Source organism: Streptomyces nidicola (genome assembly GCF_050106155.1).
Taxonomy (GTDB): domain Bacteria; phylum Actinomycetota; class Actinomycetes; order Streptomycetales; family Streptomycetaceae; genus Streptomyces.
The window spans coordinates 8,117,721-8,134,276 of the sequence record NZ_JBNBPI010000001.1; the positions used below are offsets into that span (position 1 = coordinate 8,117,721).

At 71.3% G+C, this 16,556-nt stretch carries 14 protein-coding genes; 2 read left to right on the forward strand and 12 right to left on the reverse strand.

Annotated features, from left to right (window positions below; translation table 11 throughout):
• Positions 1–4: 4 nt before the first annotated feature.
• Positions 5–994, reverse strand: a complete 990-nt coding sequence (locus ACOKM3_RS36670) for an ornithine cyclodeaminase family protein (RefSeq protein ID WP_426905569.1) — start codon at positions 992–994, stop codon at positions 5–7.
• A gap of 53 nt (positions 995–1,047) precedes the next feature.
• Positions 1,048–1,782: a GbsR/MarR family transcriptional regulator gene (locus tag ACOKM3_RS36675; RefSeq protein WP_426905570.1), complete on the reverse strand. Its 735-nt coding sequence runs from the start codon at positions 1,780–1,782 to the stop codon at positions 1,048–1,050.
• A 250-nt stretch (positions 1,783–2,032) separates the two neighbouring features.
• Here ACOKM3_RS36675 and ACOKM3_RS36680 point away from each other — a divergent pair, with 250 nt between their 5' ends.
• Positions 2,033–2,704, forward strand: coding sequence for a DUF4097 family beta strand repeat-containing protein (locus tag ACOKM3_RS36680; protein ID WP_426905571.1), 672 nt, complete (start codon positions 2,033–2,035; stop codon positions 2,702–2,704).
• 75 nt (positions 2,705–2,779) lie between these two features.
• Here ACOKM3_RS36680 and ACOKM3_RS36685 read toward each other — a convergent pair whose 3' ends face one another.
• On the reverse strand, positions 2,780–4,036 hold the full coding sequence (locus tag ACOKM3_RS36685) for an SLC13 family permease (protein WP_426905572.1): 1,257 nt from the start codon (positions 4,034–4,036) through the stop codon (positions 2,780–2,782).
• A 92-nt stretch (positions 4,037–4,128) separates the two neighbouring features.
• The gene (locus tag ACOKM3_RS36690) at positions 4,129–5,250 is read right to left on the reverse strand and encodes a PrpF domain-containing protein (protein WP_426905573.1); all 1,122 of its coding nucleotides are present in this window, start codon (positions 5,248–5,250) and stop codon (positions 4,129–4,131) included.
• A gap of 149 nt (positions 5,251–5,399) precedes the next feature.
• On the opposite strand from ACOKM3_RS36690, the gene ACOKM3_RS36695 reads away from it, so the two are divergent.
• Positions 5,400–6,353: a LysR family transcriptional regulator gene (locus ACOKM3_RS36695; RefSeq protein WP_426905575.1), complete on the forward strand. Its 954-nt coding sequence runs from the start codon at positions 5,400–5,402 to the stop codon at positions 6,351–6,353.
• A 73-nt stretch (positions 6,354–6,426) separates the two neighbouring features.
• Here ACOKM3_RS36695 and ACOKM3_RS36700 read toward each other — a convergent pair whose 3' ends face one another.
• From ACOKM3_RS36700 to ACOKM3_RS36735, 8 genes are all read right to left on the reverse strand, one after another.
• Positions 6,427–8,664, reverse strand: a complete 2,238-nt coding sequence (locus tag ACOKM3_RS36700; RefSeq protein ID WP_426905576.1) for a glycoside hydrolase family 3 N-terminal domain-containing protein — start codon at positions 8,662–8,664, stop codon at positions 6,427–6,429.
• 3 nt (positions 8,665–8,667) lie between these two features.
• Complete coding sequence (locus tag ACOKM3_RS36705) at positions 8,668–10,596, reverse strand: glycoside hydrolase 5 family protein (protein ID WP_426905577.1); 1,929 nt, start codon at positions 10,594–10,596, stop codon at positions 8,668–8,670.
• A 102-nt stretch (positions 10,597–10,698) separates the two neighbouring features.
• The gene (locus ACOKM3_RS36710) at positions 10,699–11,721 is read right to left on the reverse strand and encodes a LacI family DNA-binding transcriptional regulator (protein WP_426906985.1); all 1,023 of its coding nucleotides are present in this window, start codon (positions 11,719–11,721) and stop codon (positions 10,699–10,701) included.
• Positions 11,722–11,726: 5 nt separating this feature from the next.
• Complete coding sequence (locus ACOKM3_RS36715; RefSeq protein ID WP_426905578.1) at positions 11,727–12,569, reverse strand: carbohydrate ABC transporter permease; 843 nt, start codon at positions 12,567–12,569, stop codon at positions 11,727–11,729.
• A 69-nt stretch (positions 12,570–12,638) separates the two neighbouring features.
• A complete protein-coding gene (locus ACOKM3_RS36720) occupies positions 12,639–13,574 on the reverse strand; it encodes a carbohydrate ABC transporter permease (RefSeq protein ID WP_426905579.1) in 936 nt (311 codons plus the stop codon).
• 102 nt (positions 13,575–13,676) lie between these two features.
• Positions 13,677–14,960, reverse strand: a complete 1,284-nt coding sequence (locus ACOKM3_RS36725; RefSeq protein WP_426905580.1) for an ABC transporter substrate-binding protein — start codon at positions 14,958–14,960, stop codon at positions 13,677–13,679.
• A gap of 131 nt (positions 14,961–15,091) precedes the next feature.
• Entirely contained in the window at positions 15,092–15,631 is a 540-nt protein-coding gene (locus ACOKM3_RS36730; RefSeq protein WP_426905581.1) for a GNAT family N-acetyltransferase, read from the reverse strand.
• 77 nt (positions 15,632–15,708) lie between these two features.
• Positions 15,709–16,443, reverse strand: a complete 735-nt coding sequence (locus ACOKM3_RS36735) for an SDR family oxidoreductase (protein ID WP_426905582.1) — start codon at positions 16,441–16,443, stop codon at positions 15,709–15,711.
• Between the last annotated feature and the right edge of the window lie 113 nt (positions 16,444–16,556).

Genomic DNA, 16,556 nt, shown 5'->3' on the forward strand with positions numbered 1-16,556 from the left:
CGTCCTAAGTGGCAGGACCGACACGGTCGTCCGATGCGCGCACAGCCGCGTCCGCGACCACCGCGTCCTGCCAGGCCATGCCCGAGCCCTTGAACAGGACGGGCCGGTCGGTGGCGTACAGCGACTCGTCGCGTACGACGCGTGCCATGGGGAGCAGCCGGGCCGCCGGCAACACACCCTCCGCGACGGGGATCACGATGTCGCCGCACTCCCGCAGCGCCGTGTCCGGGTCCTCCACGATCACCTGGGCGCGGGCCGTCAGGGCCGAGTCCACCTCGCGGGCGTCGGCGTCGTGCGAACCGACGGCCAGCACGACGGCGTCGTCGCCGAGGAGGGCCGAGTCGAAGAGCGGGGTGGGGGAGGGCGTCGCACACACCACGAGGTCGGCGCGCCGCACCCATGCATCGCCGTCCGCCCTCGCCACCACCCGGTCGTCCCCGACCAGCGCCGGATCCACCCGCGACGGATCCCGTACGACGTAGGTCACCTCGGCCAGTTCGGCGCCGACGTCCCGCAACGTCCGTACGTGACCGGCTCCTTGAGGCCCCGCGCCGAACACCACGACCCGCCACCGCCGCCCGGGCCGGGTCAGTAGTGGCAGCACCGCCGCAACCGACACGGCAGGCGTACGCAGTGTGGTCAGCGCCGCGCCGTCGACGACCGCGGCGGGTGCGTACGACGGCGGGCGGAAGACGAGGTGGACGCCCTGGATGCGGGGCAGGCCGCGGTCGGCGTTGGCGGGGACGGCCGAGATCGCCTTCACCCCGACGCCGAACGCGGACGCGGACGGCATGGCGAGCAACTGGCCCTGGGCGTCCGGGAGTTCGAGGATCGAGCGGGGTGGCCCCGCGGCCGCCGGGTCGAGGCCGCCGATGAGTGCCGCACGGATCGCGGTCACCGCGTCGCGGGGCGGCAGCAGTTTCGTCAGCTCGTCGTCGCCGATGTACGCGATCTGCGTCGACCTGTTCTGCTGCGCCTTCTGATCCTCCTGCACCTGTGCTCCTGTTCGCGTGGGTGAGAACGGTTGATCACCGTATCCCCGAACGGTCAGTCGGACGGGCCCGCCGCGTCCCCACCCGTCTCCGGCTTCGTATGGAGGATGTCGCGCACCTGGTCGGCGGCGCGCAGCATGCTCTCGCTGATGAAATCGCTGAAGCGGGCGATGTTCTCGAGCCGTGCGGCGGCCGGGGACTCGCGGCCGAGGACCCCGACGCCCTGCCGTGCGACCTCGGCGATCTGCGCGGTGCCGCGGGCGCTCGCGATCGTCGACTGGTACCAGACGTCGTCGTCGACGAGATAGCGCTCGCGGCGCCCGGCGTCCCGCTCGCGCCGGATCAGGCCCTGGCCCTCGAGGAACGCGATCGACTTGGAGACGGACGCCGGGCTGACCTCCAGGCGCCGCACCAGGTCCGAGGCGGTGAGGCTCCCCGCGTCGCTGGTGAACAGGCACGTCAGCACGCGCGCCGTCATCTTGGGCATGCCCTGCTGCATGAGCAGGGTCGTGAACGTCTCCTCGTACTCGCGCACCGCCTCGTCGTCCCGGCCCGGGGCGTGCGCGGCTCCGCGCGGGACGGCCTGCTTGCGGCGGTGGGCGCGGCGTTCGGTGGCGCGGTGGGCGAGGTCGGCACGGTAGGACGTGGGCCCGCCGTTGCGCATCACCTCGCGGGTGATGGTCGAGGTGGGGCGATCCAGGCGGCGGGCGATCTCGGCGTAGGCGAGCCCGTCGGCGAGCCCGAGCGAGATCTGCTGCCGTTCCTGCTGGGTGAGTCGGCCTCCCGGCATCGCGAGCACCTCTCCGTCTTCTGCGTGGACCTGACGCACGGCAGCGTAGCGTTCACCGTCAGATCGTTGCAACGGAACGTCGAATTCTGTTGCGTTAGGGCCATGCCCGTTGCAACGAAATTGCCGCTCTGGCCTGCTAGTTGGCCTCCGTGGTGCAACAAGTACGTTGATTGATCATGAAACGCAACGTAGCTTTTCACTCATCGGAAACAGGGAAACGGTGCGACAACGACAGCTCAAGGAGCTCACCATGCAGAAGTTCGACACCCCCGCCGCCATCTCCGCCGTCCTGCGCCTCTCCGCCGGCCGCGTCCAGGTCATCGCCGCCGACCGCGCCGACACCACCGTCGAGGTCCGGCCGGCCGACTCCTCGAAGGGCCGTGACGTGAAGGCCGCCGAGCAGACCACCGTCGAGTTCGCCGGCGGGGTCCTGCGGGTCGACGCCCCGGCCGCGAAGAACCAGCTCCTCGGCGCGTCCGGCGCCATCGAGGTGACGGTCCAACTGCCCGCCGGATCCGGCGTCGAGGCCATCTCCGCCGCAGTCGAGTTCCGCGGTGTCGGACGGCTCGGCGAACTCGTCTGCGAGGGAGCGCACGGCACCGTGAAGATCGATGAGGCGGCGAGCGTGCGGCTGTCCTCATCCGCCGGTGATGTCACGGTCGGCCGGCTGACCGGCGCCGCGGAGATCAAGGTGCAGAAGGGTGACATCCGGATCGCCGAGGCCACATCGGGCGCGCTCGACCTGAGCACCCAGATGGGCAACGTGACGGTCGACGCCGCCCCTGGCGTCTCCGCCACCCTCGACGCGGGCACCGGCCACGGCCGGATCAACAACTCGCTGACGAACTCCGAAGGCGCGAAGGCCCAACTCGCCATCCACGCGACCACCAGCCACGGGGACATCACCGCCCGCAGCCTGTGACCGCACACCACGCACCACGGACCACGACCTCGCGGCAGCCGTCCGCGAGGTCGCGGCCCCCGATGACGTACAGGGCTATGACCAGGGCAGGACCAGCGCGCCCCAAGCGACCACGGGGCCGAGGGCCACGATGCCGCCCGTGTAGCTGATGACCTGGCGGTAGAAGCGGCGGGAGTCGACCCCGCGAGCGTTGCTCAGGACCAGCGCGCCGTTCGTGGAGAAGGGGGACGTGTCCACGATCGTCGTCGAGACGGCGAGCGCGGCGATCAAGCCCGCGGCGTTGAGGTGGCTGGACAGCAGCAGCGGTACGGCGACGGGGATGATCGCGGTGATGATCGCCGTGGAGGAGGCGAAGGCCGAGGTGACGGCCACGGTGAAGCACAACAGCAGGGCGACGAAGAGCGGGGCGCCCAGGCCCGCCGCGTGTTCGGAGATGTTCTCGATGATGCCGGCCTTCTCCAGCATGGCGATGTACGTCATCATCCCCGCGACCAGCAGCAACGTCGACCAGCTGATCCCGTCCACGGCCTTCTCCTGCCGCTTCATGTCCACCAGCGCGAGCAGCGCGCCCGCCGCGAGCGCCAGCAGCCCGATCTCCAGGTGGAAGCCGAGCGCGCCGACGACCAGGACGACCAGGGCGCCGAGGGTGAGCCACTGACGCCAGTCCGGCATGCCGGAGACGGCCAGGTCCGTGTCCTCGGGCGTCGGGTCGGTGTCCTCGGCCAGCGGGGCGGGGCGCTTCGCGAGGAGCGCGTAGGTCACCGCCGAAAGGACCAGGTTGATCACGAAACTGGCGGTGAACAGCGTCACGGGGGACACGTGCAGCGAGGTCTTGTCGACGACCCCGAGCACCAGCGCGCCGGAGACGGCGAGCGGCGAGAACGCCCCCGCGTGGCCGCCACTGATCACCATCATGCCGACGACCAGCGGGTTCAGCTTGTAGCGGTGGGCGAAGTTCATGCCGATCGGAACGAGGAGCGCGACCGCGGCCGGGGTGAACGTGCCGAAGGCCGTCAGCAGCGCCGCGACCAGGAACAGCACCCACGGAATGAGCGCCACCTTGCCCCGCACCAGCCGGACGCCCGCCGTGACGAGCCAGTCGATGGTGCCGTTGCGGCGGGCGACGGAGAACAGATAGGTGACCCCGACGATCGTCACGAAGAGATCCACCGGGAACCCCTCGAAGATCTCCTCCTGCGTGAGGCCGAGGGAGGCGGTGCCGACCACGAAGGTCGCGACGAAGGCGAGGATGCCCAGGTTGATCGGCAGCACGGTGCCGACCACGAACATCACCAACAGGGCGCCTATGGATATCACTTCAGCAGACATCATCGTCCTTGGTGCGGTGGGGACAGGGTCGTACGGTCGGGGACCGGCAGTGCGGTGCGGGGGGTGTGGTGTGTTCGTGCGTTCGTGCGTCCCGGTCAGGCGGCCTGCGGCTCGCCGTCTTCGGGCACGTAGATCCGGGCGTCGGCGAGCAGCCGCGCGGCCCGCCGTACGGTGACCCGGCCCGGCAGGCCGTCCCGTACGTCGGAGCAGCGGACCGCCACCACGCCCGCCGGGGTGCCGAGCCGCAGCCAGCCGTCGTCCCGGGCGGCCGCGACACCGTGGACCACGGAGTCCCGCACGAGGCCCGCGGCGGCGAGGGCGACGGCGGAGGTCAGGCCGATCGCGGGGTGCGGCGCGTTCATGCTGAGCATCCGCACCGACACGTCGTAGTCCTCGGCCGCGACCCGTTCGCCGAGCGTCGTCGTGTACGGCACCGGGGCCCCGACGAGCCCCACCTTCGGCACCGCGTCACCGGGTGCGCGGCCCGGCTCGACCAGACCCATCAACGGCGCCGCGGCATGCCGGACCGCGCGCAGCCACGGCACATCGGCCCGCACCTCGTCCAGGGACTCCGAGCCGCTGCGGCCCGCCCCGTCGGCGTCGACGAGGACGACCGGGGCTCCGGCGTCCACCATGCTCACGAGGACCGGGTCGGCATCGTGGAGCGGCAGCTTCTGCGTGGCCTGCCCGGCCGGGAGCAGGGCGCCCGTGGTGCCGCCCGCCGGGTCGCGGAACGTGAGGTCGACGGCGACACCACCGGCCCGCGTACCCGGAACGGTCTGCCGTCCGAAGTGCTGCACCACGCCTCCCGTGGTGTCCACGACCCCTTCGAGGACCGCGCCGGTGTTGCTGTTGCGCATGACCACGCGGGTCCGGTCGCCCGCGATCGGCACCATGCCCTTGGCCACCGCGTACAGGGCGACGCCCGTGGCGCAGTTTCCGCAGTTGCTCGTCCACTCCACGGTGGCGTCGCCGATGCCCACCTGGGCGAAGAGATAGTCGATGTCGATGCCCGGCTCGGGCGAGGCGCTGACGATCGCCGCCTTGGAGGTGGTGGGGGTGGCGCCGCCGACCCCGTCCAGTTCCACGGGGTCCGCCGCGCCGTACGCGGCGACCAGCATCCGCGCCAACTCGTCGCGGTCCGCGGGGACATGGACCTGGTGGAACAACCAGCACTTGCTGGTGCCGCCACGCACAAGGGTCGCAGGGATGTGCACGTCTGAGGCTCTTCCTTGATCAGTGGGGAACGCCGGCGGAACGGGCCGCTCCGGCGATTGCCAAGACCATCGCAGAGCCGCGACTTGGGGACAATGGCAGTTCACTTCACTCGGGTTTAGCTGCGCTAAAGTCAGCTAAGGTCGGACCCATGCTGAACGTGCGTCGCCTGCTGCTCCTCACCGAGGCCGCCGAGCGCGGCTCGCTCACCGCGGCCGCCGAGGAGCTGGGCATGACCACCTCCGCGGCCTCCCAGCAGATGTCGCTGCTGGAGCAGGAGGCGGGCCAGCCCCTCGTGGAGCGGCTGCCCCGCGGCATCCGACCCACCCCCGCGGGCGCCGCGCTGGCCGAGCGGGGCCGCGCGGTACGCCGTGAGCTGCGCGCCGCCGAGGCCGACCTGCACTCGTTCGCCGCCCTCGACCAGGGCACGCTGCAGCTCGGCTCGTTCCCCACGGCGAGCGCGTCGCTGCTGCCGCTGGCGCTCACCAAGTTCCGCCGCAGCCACACCGGCATCCGTATCGAGGTGCGGGCGGGCGTGCTCGCCGAACTCCGCGAGATGCTGCACACGGGCGAGGTGGAGCAGGCGCTGCTGTGGGACTACGAGTGGAACAGGGTCGACGACCCGGCCCTCGCGCTCACACATCTGCTTGACGACCCCACGGTGCTCGTCGTCCCCGCCGACTCCCCGCTGCGCGCCCACGCGCCCGTACACCTCGGCGGCCTCGCCGACCAGGAGTGGATCATCCGCGCGGACAACCACCCCGTCGCCGACGTACTGCGGCGCAGCTGCCGTCAGGCGGGCTTCGAGCCGCGTATCGCGTACGCCTCGCACGACTACCAGGAAGCGCAGGCCATGGTCGCGGCCGGACTCGGGATCGCCCTGGCGCCCCGGCTCGCCCTCACCAGCCGGCGCAGCGACGTCCGGCTCCTGCCCTTCGCCTCCGATGTCGCGGCGCCGATCCGCCGCATCCTCCTCGCCCGCTCCACGTCCCGGCCCGCGACGCCGCCCGCGCAGGCGATGGCGCGCGTCCTGCGCACGGTGGCGCGGCGGTTCGCGGCGCCGGGCCTGGATCGGGCGCAGCTCGGAGCGGTGCGCCGCGGCTGACGCGCGGGGGCCGGCGGGTGGGCTCCTGCGCGCAGGGTCCGGTCAGCCGGTCAGGCAGGCAGTTGACCGGCCGTCAGACGATCAGCGTCACGGACTGCGTGGAGTCCGAGGAGCGGCCCGTCTCGATCTCGTACGTGCCCGGTTCCACGGCCAGGTCCAGGGACCGGGTCACCGAGGCCAGGACGGTGTCGTCGAGCGGGAAGGCGACCGTCGCCTTCTCGCCCGGCTCCAGGTCCACGCGCCGGAAGCCGCGCAGTTCACGGACGCGCGGCCAGGACGTCCCGCCGCCGACCCGGCGCACGTACAACTGGACGGTCTCGCGGACCGGCCGGCCCCCGGTGTTGACGACCTCGACCTCGCACACCCCGTCGCGGACGCGCGGCGCACCGAACTCGGTGGTGGTGTACGACAGTCCGTGGCCGAAGGGGTAGAGCGGGGTGCCGGGTTCGTCCACGTAGCCGCGGAAGCCGTGATCCTTGGAGTTGTAGAAGACGGGGAGCTGGCCGGACGAGCGGGGGACCGAGACGGGCAGCCGTCCGCTCGGCTCGCACGCGCCGAGGAGGACGTCCGCGACGGCCCGGCCGCCCCACGGGCCCGGATACCAGGCGCTCACCAACGCCCCTGCCCCGTCCACGAGTTCGGGCACCGCGTGCGGGCGGCCCTGGATCAGCACCGCCACACACGGTGTGCCGGTCGCCGCCACCGCCTCGGCGAGCGCCCGCTGTCCGGCGCCGAGTCGGACGTCGGCGAGGTCGACGCCCTCGCCGCAGGTCATCTCCGTCGGATTGCCGGTGGTGACGACCGCGGCGCCGTTGTCGTCGAAGCGTGTGTCGTGTTCCCGGGCGCTGGACCCGCCGAGCACGAGCACCGCGACATCGGACGCGGCGGCCCGCTCCACGGCCTCCGCGATCCCCGAACGGTCGTCGCCCACCAGGTCACAGCCGCGCGCATACGTCACGTCCGCGCCGGCCTCCCGCAGCCCGGCGAGCACCGAGACACCACTGTCCGGCCGCTGCGGCGACGTGTAGTCGCCGATCTGCTGCGGGATCGAGTCGGCGTTCGGACCGATGACGGCGATGCGCCTCTTGTCGGGCCCGAGGGGGAGCAGCGCCCCGTCGTTGTGCAGCAGCGTGATCGACGCGCGGGCGATTTGCTCGCTCAACTCCCTTGTTTCAGCGGGCTGTTCGGGCGACTCGGTGACGTAGGGGCGCTCGAAGAGGCCGAGCCGGAACTTCAGCGTCAGGACGCGGGCCACCGCCGCGTCGAGGATCTCCATCGGGACGAGGCCGCGCTCCACCGCCGTCCCCAGCTCCGGGAACACCCCGTCCCACAGGCTCAGATCCGTGCCCGCCGACAGCGCGAGCGCCGCCGCGGACGGGCGGTCGCCGGCCAGCCGCACCAGACGGTCGAGCGCGCAGCCGTCCGCCATCACCAGGCCCTCGAAGCCCCAGCGCTCACGGAGCAGCCCGGTGAGGAGGTCGCCCGAGGCCGCGCACGGCAGGCCGTCGAACTCGTTGTACGCGGCCATCACGCCCGCCGCCCCCGCCCGCACGCCCGCGAGGGCCGCCGGGAGGTGGATCTCGTGCAGCTCGCGGGCGCCGATCTCGGTCGCGGCACTGTTCCGCCCGCCCACCGAACTCCCTTGCCCGGCAAAGTGCTTGAGCACGACGGCCGCCCGGTCCGCGGCGATGGTGTCTCCCGTGCCCTGCATTCCCTCCACGAGTGCCTCGGTGAGCCGTGCCGCCAGGTACGGGTCCTCGCCGAAGCACTCCTCGGCGCGGCCCCAGCGCGGGTCCCGCACCAGGTCGAGGGCCGACACGAGCGCGATGTGCCCGCCACGGGCCCGCAGTTCGGCCGCCGCGGCCGCCGCCGTCTCCCGGTACAGGTCTGGGTCCCAGGTGGCGCCGACCGCCAGGTTCACCGGAAGCACGGTGCCGTCGAGGGCCTGGTGGCCGTGCGGCACCTCCTCCACCATCAGGACGGGGATGCCCAGCCGTGTGTTCTCGACGACATGCCGCTGCACGGCGTCCGCGACCCGCGCACCGTCCGCCGCCGTGATGCCGTCGGCGAAGGTGACACCGGACCACGGGTCGGCCCGCTGCAACCCGTACAGCGCGCCCATCCCGTCGAACCGTGCCACCTCCTCACGGAAGGCGTCCGTGAGCCGATGCCCCTGCGCCGTGCGCTCGTACGCGTCCCAGCCGTACATCCGCTGGTTGACCTGGCCGACCTTCTCCGTGAGTGTCATGCGGTCGAGCAGGTCACGCACCCGGTCGGCGACCGGGGCATCCGCGTCCCTGTACAGCTCCATGGGTCAGGCCTCCGTGTCCAGTTCGATGACCCGCACCCCGTACGGTGCGAGGGTCACCTCGTCGAGCGGCTTGCCGAGTCGGTCGGACGGGCGCACCGTCAGCTCCTCCTCCGCCTGGCTGACCAGCCACAGGAACCGCCGCCCGTCCTCGTGGACGAGGGTGTCCGCGCTGACCAGCGGCGTGTCCACGGTCACCGGCCGGGCCGCCCGCGCGACCTCGGCGAGCGCCGCGTACAGCCGGTGCGTCTGCTCCGGGTTCACCTGCGCCGTCCGCGCGGCCATGTGCTCCAGCGGGTACGTGGCGAGGACCGCCCGGCCCGCGCCGATCTCGTGCACGAGCAGCGCTGGACGGCCGTGCGCGTCCGTCGCGACGACCCGCGCGCCGTCCGGGACGACCGGCAGCCACGCGCGGCTGTCGTCGTTCCCCGCGACGGGGAAACGCAGCGTCTCACCCGCCCGCACACCGCCGAAGTCCTCGGTGAACGTCATGGCCAGCTCGTCGTCCTCGATCGGCTCCGCCACCCCGTACGACAGCTGCATCTCGACCCCGAACAGGCCGTCCAGGTCGTGGAACCACGGCCCCCGCGTCCCCGGGTGCTCGCCGGAGCAGAACGACAGATACACCGTCGCCCCCTCGCGCGCCCGCTGCTCCAGACCGCGCCGCGTCCGCGTCGTCAACTGCCGCGTCGACGGCAGCAGATACAGCTGTACGTCACCGGCCTCCGGCAGCCCGTCGGCCTCACGGACGAAGCCCACCGGCAGATCCGCGCCGCGCGCGGCGACGTAACCCTGGTGGAGCGAGCTGAAGATCAGCGGCCGGTCGGCGGGGCGGCTGTACGGGTAGCCCTTCTCCAGGAACGCCGGCACCACGAGCGCCGCGCCCGCGTCCGTGCGGCGGCAGCGCGGAAAGTCCACGCCCTTCAACACCTGGGCGAACGCGGCGAGTTCACGCAGCGGCTCCTTCGGGCTGCCCGTGCTGTCCGTGATCCCGAAGTGCATCTCGAACGGGTGGTGGTCGTACGGCGACTGCTCCCACAGGTCGTCGTAGTCCGTGTTGTTCCAGGCCATCCAGCCGGTCGCGCCGCCGAGCAGCGAGTTGTGCAGCGTCTGCCGGTAGTAGACCCCCGCGTTGCGCGCGGACACGGTGTCCGTGGAAAGCCCGAACTCCTCCAGGATCACCGGCTTCCCGGTGACCGCGGCCAACTCGCACTCGAAGGCGGCCCGATAGTGCTGGCGCGGCCTGTCCGTGTCCGAGCGGTAGACGTGCGGGCCGACGAAGTCCACGTACGCGTCGGTGTCGCGCAGCGAGAACCCGTTGTCCTTGCCGGTGACCTCGATGCCCCACGCGCCGTCGCCGAGCGACACCGGCTGCGTGGCCCCGGCCGCCACCACGGCCTGACACATGAACTGCGCCCAGGCCGTCACCACGTCGGAGGAGGGCGGGTCGACCTGGTAGATCCGCCCGTACCCCGGCATCTCGTTGGTGATCAGCCACCCGGTCACCGCCGGATGGTCCTTGAACCGCCGCGTCATCTCGGACGCGAACCACGCCTGCCGGCCGACCATCCACACGTCCTCGTACAGGTCACGGTTGCCGCGCCAGGCGGGGTCCCAGTTCTCGCCGGACATGTGGCCGACGATGAAGGTGGGGACGGACCCCATGCCGAGCTCCTCGTGCGCGTCGAGGAAGTCCCGGAACCGGTCGCAGAGTTGCTCGTCGATACGGTGCGGCTCCGGGTGGAAGTCGGGCCAGTAGAAGAACGAGCGCGTCATGTTCAGCCCGTGGTCCCGCAGGACGGCGAGTTCCTCACGGACGACGGCCGGGTCGTAGTTCCGCCACATGAGCGGGCCGCCGGTGCGGGACCAGTAGTTGGCACCGAGCCAGGGCAGGACGGCGGGGTGGTGGGACAGCTGGGCGCTGTGGCGACGCATGGTGCTCCATAGGTGGTGGTTGTAACTTCAAGCCCCTGCGGCGCTTGAGCAGCGGGGTCCGGGGCAGAGCCCCGCGTCCGCAAGGCCGGTGCCGGTGATGGCCTACATCGAGGCCGGCCCCGTCGATTCCCGCACGACGAGCCGCGGGCTCTCCGTGAGGTCCGGTGCGGGCACACCCTCCTCGCCGACCTCCGCGAGCAGCGCCCGCGCGGCCGCCGCGCCCACCACGGTCACCCGCTGGTCGACGGTGGTCAGCCGTGGGTGCAGCCAGCGGCCGAGCGGGAGGTCGTCGTAGCCGATGACGGACAGGTCGCCCGGTACCGACAGGCCCGCGCGCTGGGCCGCGCCGATGCCGCACATCGCCATCGAGTCGTTGGCGTAGACGATGGCCGTGGGGCGGGGGGAGAGGCCGAGGAGCCGCTCCGTGGCGGCGATCGCGGCCTCGGCGCCGAAGTCCGTGGGGATCACGGCGGCCGGGGCGAGCCCGGACCGGGCGAGCACATCGGTGAACACGCCCTGCCGGAACCGCGAGTGGACCAGCTCCGGCGGTCCGGACACATAGCCGATCCGCCGGTGACCGAGGGCGAGCAGATGCTCCACGGCCTCCGTGACACCGGTCTCCTGATGGCTGAGCATCACGCCGTCCGGGCCGCCGAGCAGCACGAACGGCAGCCCCAGACGCCGCAGTTGGGCCGGGCGCGGGTCATCGATCCGGCTCTCCGTGAGCACCGCGCCGTCCACCCGCCCCTCGGCGGCCAGCCGTTCGTACAGCCGGCCCTCCTCGTCGACGTCCGCGACGAGATGCAGGAGCAGGCCGTAGCCGCGCGGCGCGAGTTCGCTCTCCAGACCGTTGATCAGCTCGCTGAAGTGCGGGTCCGTGCCCAGGACATCGCTGGGGCGACGCACCACGAGGGCGATGGTGTGGCTGCGGGAGCGGCGCAGGGCGCTCGCCGCGGCGTTCGGCGACCAGCCCAGGCGCGTCGCGGCCAACTGCACGCGCTCCCGGGTGGGTTCGGAGATCCGGCCCGTGCCGTTGAACACCTTCGACACCGCGCCCGGCGAGACACCGGCCTCGGCCGCCACGTCCTTGATGGTGGGACGCCTGCCCGGCGCCCGCCTTCCCAGCCCACTCACATCTTCACCGCGCCACTGACCAGGGCCGTCTGCATCCTCTTCTGCAACACCGTGTACACGATCCACACCGGGACGAGGGTGAGCACGGTGCCCGCCGTCAGCACGCCGTAGTCCGTGCCGGTCACCGACTTCAGGGTGGGCAGGGCGACTTGGATCGTGCGCAGGTCCGGGTCGGGGCCGATGAGGACGAGGGAGTACAGGTACTCGTTCCAGAAACTCAGGAAGTTGAGGAGCAGCACCGTGGCGATGCCGGGCATGCACATCGGCGTATAGATGTGGCGCAGCACCGCGAAGGTGGAGGCGCCGTCCATCCGCGCGGCCTCCTCCATCTCCTTCGGGATGGTCCGCATGAACTGCACCAGGATCACCACCGAAAGCGGCAGCGCGGTCGCCGGGAGCAGCAGCACCATGAACGTACGAGTGTGGAACAGCCCGGCCGCCGCCGCGAGCAGGAACGTGGGGAACAGGGCGGCGAACGTCGGGATCAGGAACCCGAGCGAGAACACCTTCTCGATCACCGACGCCGCCCGGCCCTCGGAACGGGCGAGCGCGAACGCCGCCGGGACCGCGAGCCCGAGCGTCAACGCCAGGGCCACCACGGTCACAAGCGCCGAGTTCACCACCGCGGTGCCAAGTCCCGCGGTGCGGAAGGCTGTTGTGAAATTGTCGAGACCCAGCGAGGTCGGCGGCGCCAGCGGGCTGCCGAAGATCGCGTCATTGGACTTGAACGAGGAGGCGACGAAGTAGTACAGCGGCACCGCGAGCAGCACCGCGTACCCCCACACCAGGATGTGCGCGGGCCACCACGACCGGCCGAACTTCGCACGACTCTTGCTCATGGGAACGCTCATGGGGAAAACAGCTCCGATCGGCTCAGTGCTCAGTGCTCAGTGCTCGGTGCTCGGTGCTCAGTGGCTGGCACGGAAGACGCGGCGGATGGTCAGCAGGCCCACGAGCCCGGACAGGAACAGGATCACGCCCACGGCCTGGCTGTAGCCGAGGTCCGCCTCGATGAACGCCTTCTGGTAGACGAGGAAGGACAGCGTCGTCGACGAGGTGCCCGGGCCGCCCTGGGTGAGCAGCAGCACGTTCTGCGCCGAGCCGAACAGCGTCCACAGCAGCTGAAGCATCGTCACCACACCCACGTAGTCCCGCACGACCGGGAAGTGGATGCGCCACATCGTCCGCCAGTGCCCCGCCCCGTCCAACTGCGCGGCCTCACCGAGGTCTTCGGGAACGCTGGACAGGCGCGCCGCGAACAGCACGGCGGTGAAGCCGATGCCCGCCCAGATGTCCATGGCGATCAGGCAGTACAGGGCCGTCGAGGGGCTGGCCAGCCAGGCGTCGGTGAGCGAGTCGAGGCCGAGGCCCGACAGGGCGCCGTTGAGCAGGCCGTCGGGGGAGAGGGCGGCGTAGAAGACCATCGCCTTCGCCGGCGTCGAGATCAGACCGGGCACGAACAGCAGGTACCGGATGACGCGATGTCCCGGCGGCCGCTGCGCCACGTAGTAGCCGATCATGTACGCGCAGACGATCATCACCGGCAGCGCGATCACGAGCTGCACCGCCGTGTTGCGAACGGCGGCCCAGAAGGCCGGATCGGCGAAGACGGTGCGGAAGTTGTCGAGGCCGGCGAAGGACACCGGCTGGAGCATGCCCGGCCAGTGCAGGGCCGCGATCACGAAGATCGCGACCATCGGGCCGACCATGAACAGCAGATACCAGACGAGCGCGGGCAGCGCGAGGATCGTGCCGCCCTGGCCGCCCTTGCGGCTGCCGCCGGGCTTTACGGGGGAGGGGGCCCGGCCCGCGGTGGCGGCGGGCCGTGACGTGGTGATCGTCATCGGGGTCGACTTCCGTTCTCGGCGTTCTCAGCGGGCTCGGCGTTCGCGGCGTTCTCAACGGGTTCGGCGTTCTCGGCGCTCTCGGTGTTCTCCACAGCGGGCTCAGGCGGAGCGGTACGCGGATTCCAGCGCCGTACGGATGGCGCGCGCAGAGGTACCGGGGGTGAAGGCGGTCGACGTCGCCTGGATCAGCGGCTGCGCGGCGGCGGCCGGGATGTACTGGTCCGGCAGCACCACCTGGCCGACGGAGTCGCCGAGTTGCTGCGCCTTCGCCACCAGCGGGAAGTCCGTGCTGAGCGCGTCGGTGACCACCGACATGTCGCGGCCGCCCTCGGTGACGAACCGGTCCACGACCTCGGGCCGGTACATGAACCGGATGAACCGTTCGACCGTCTCGATCTTCTTCACCCCGTTCGGGCTGACCCAGAAGCCGGAGACGGTGTACGTGCGCAGGATGGTCGGCTTCTTCTGCGCGGCGCCGTCCGCGAGCGGGAAGCCGCCGACCGACGTGGTCTTGACAACGTTGTCCGGCACGCTGGCGAGAGCCGAGGACATCGCCGACTGCATGGCCGCGTGCCCGGTGTTGAACTGCGTCGTCATCGCGTCGGATGTGAGCCCCTGCGCCTTGTCGGCGAACACCCCGGCGTCGCGCAGATCCACGAAGTACCCGATGCCCTCCTGCGCGCCGCGCGAGCCGCTGAAGTCGCCCGTGCGGTACAGGTGCCGTGCCTCGGCCGGCGTCAGGAACGTCTGGATGATCTGGGCGAGCAGCTTCTGCCCCGTCCAGTCGTTGCCACCCACGGTGAACGGTGCGATGCCCTTGCCGCGCAACTTCTTGGCCGCGGCGATGAGTTCGTCGGACGTGGCCGGCGGTGTGTCGACCCCGGCGCGCTCAAGGAGCGCGTGGTTGAAGGCGATCGGCCAGTTCGTCCCGATGTACGGGAAGGCGCGCAGCCGGCCCTCGGTGTCGGTCCACTCGGTGACGGCCTTGGGGATGATCCGCTCGCGCAGCCCCCAGTCGTCGAGATAGCCGCCGACCGGAACGGTGGCGCCGACCTCGGTCCACGACAGCGTCTTGTCGTAGAGGTTGACCATCACGACATCGGCCTCGGCGCGCGCGAGCCGCGAGGTCTCGTAGACCTGCCCGAGGTCGTCACCGTTGATGAGGTTCTTCACGGTGATGTCCGGGTTCTCCTTGCGGAACTGGTTCACGACCGCGCGGAACGTGGGGGAACCGGGCGCGTTCCCGCCCATCTGGCTGTGGATCACCAGGGTGTCGGGGTCCGAGCCGTAGGCAGAGAACGCGCCGCACGCACTGAGCGCGGGCACCGCCGCAAGGCCCGCACCCAGAGCCATGAAGCCGCGTCGATTCATCGGGGAGCGCAAGGCGGGACGCCTCCTGTCGCTTTGGTATATCGATATACCTTCGGGGTGCGAGCACCGTAAGCAGGAAGCGGAACGGGGTCAACCCCCTTGACACGGATGACGAGTTGCGCGGGGTGGTCGGGGGAGGGGCCTCAGTCGGACGCCGTGACCGGAGCCCGCATGCCGAGCCACTGCTCGGCGTCCCACGCCTCGAACCGCTCGACCTCGGTGAAGCCCAGCTTGGCCGCCAGGCGCATCGAGCCGGTGTTGGCGGTCTGGGTGGTGAGCACCACCGGTTCGCCGGGAAGGGCGCCGGCGAGCCAGTCGAGCGCCGCCGCGCACGCTTCGGACGCGTACCCGAGGCCCCAGGCGCGCGGCAGGAACAGATAGCCGAGGTCGGCCTTGCCCGCGGCGGCCGGGCGTTGGTCTGCCGGCGCCCTCCGGAGCAGGAGCTGGCCGATCATCGACCCGTCGAGCTCGACGACGAAGCTCCCGGGCCACCGCTCGGGCACCGCGGGCAACTCGCGCGCGAGTACGTCGCGCGGCCGGGGGCCGCCGAGGTAGGTGTGCACCTCCGGCGAGGCGAGCAACTCGACGAACGCCGCCCGGTCCCGGGCCTCGGACCCGCGGAGCACGAGCCTCTCGGTCCTGATCGGCTCCGGCGGCCAGGTGGCGAGCTCCAGTGCGTCCATCGGCGCACGCTAACAGGAGGCGGGAACGGTCGAACGAAGAATGCTCGGCGCCTCTGCCTCTACGACTCCGCCAAGCCCTACCCCTGCGCCGTCGGCCGGACCACGATGTCGCCGACGTCGACGTTGGCCGGCTGCTCGACCGCGAAGGCGATGGCGCGCGCGATGGACTCCGGCGGGATGCCGATGTCGCCCATGGACGAGGCGATCCGGTCCTTCACCTCCGGCGCCATGTGGTCCGCGAACTCCGTGCGGGTGATGCCCGGCGAGACGACCGTGACCCGCAGGCTGTCACCGGCCTCCTGGCGCAGGCCTTCGGAGAGGGTGCGCACGGCGTTCTTGGTGGCCGCGTACACCGCCTGTGTCGGGACGATCCGCAGCCCGGCGGTGGAGACGACGTTGACGAAGTGCCCCGAGCCCTGCTCCCGGAAGACCGGCAGCGCGGCCGCGATCCCGTACAGCACGCCCTTGAAGTTGACGTCGATCATGTTCTCCCAGTCCTCGACGCGCAGGTCGTCCAGTGGGGAGATCGGCCCGATGCCCGCGTTGCTGACGAGCGCGTCGAGCCTGCCGAAGCGGCTGCGCGCCAACTCCACGAGTGACGCGAGGTCCTGGCGGACCGTCACGTCAGTGCGGATCCAAGCGACTTGGCCGCCGGACTTCTCGATGCGGCCCGCCAGATCCTCCAGGCGCTCGGTGCGGCGCGCACCGAGGACGACCTTCGCGCCGCGCTCCGCGAGCAGCAGGGCCGTGGCCTCGCCGATACCGCTGCCGGCGCCCGTGATCGCCACGACTTTGCCTTCGATTCCCGACATGGGTGGTCCTTCCCAGGGGGTGGGTGTGGGCAGGCCGGGGCCGTGCCTCAGGAGTCTAAGTGGGGGAGTCCCCACTTAGACTGATGGGGAGACCGTAAGTGGGGTAGCCTCCA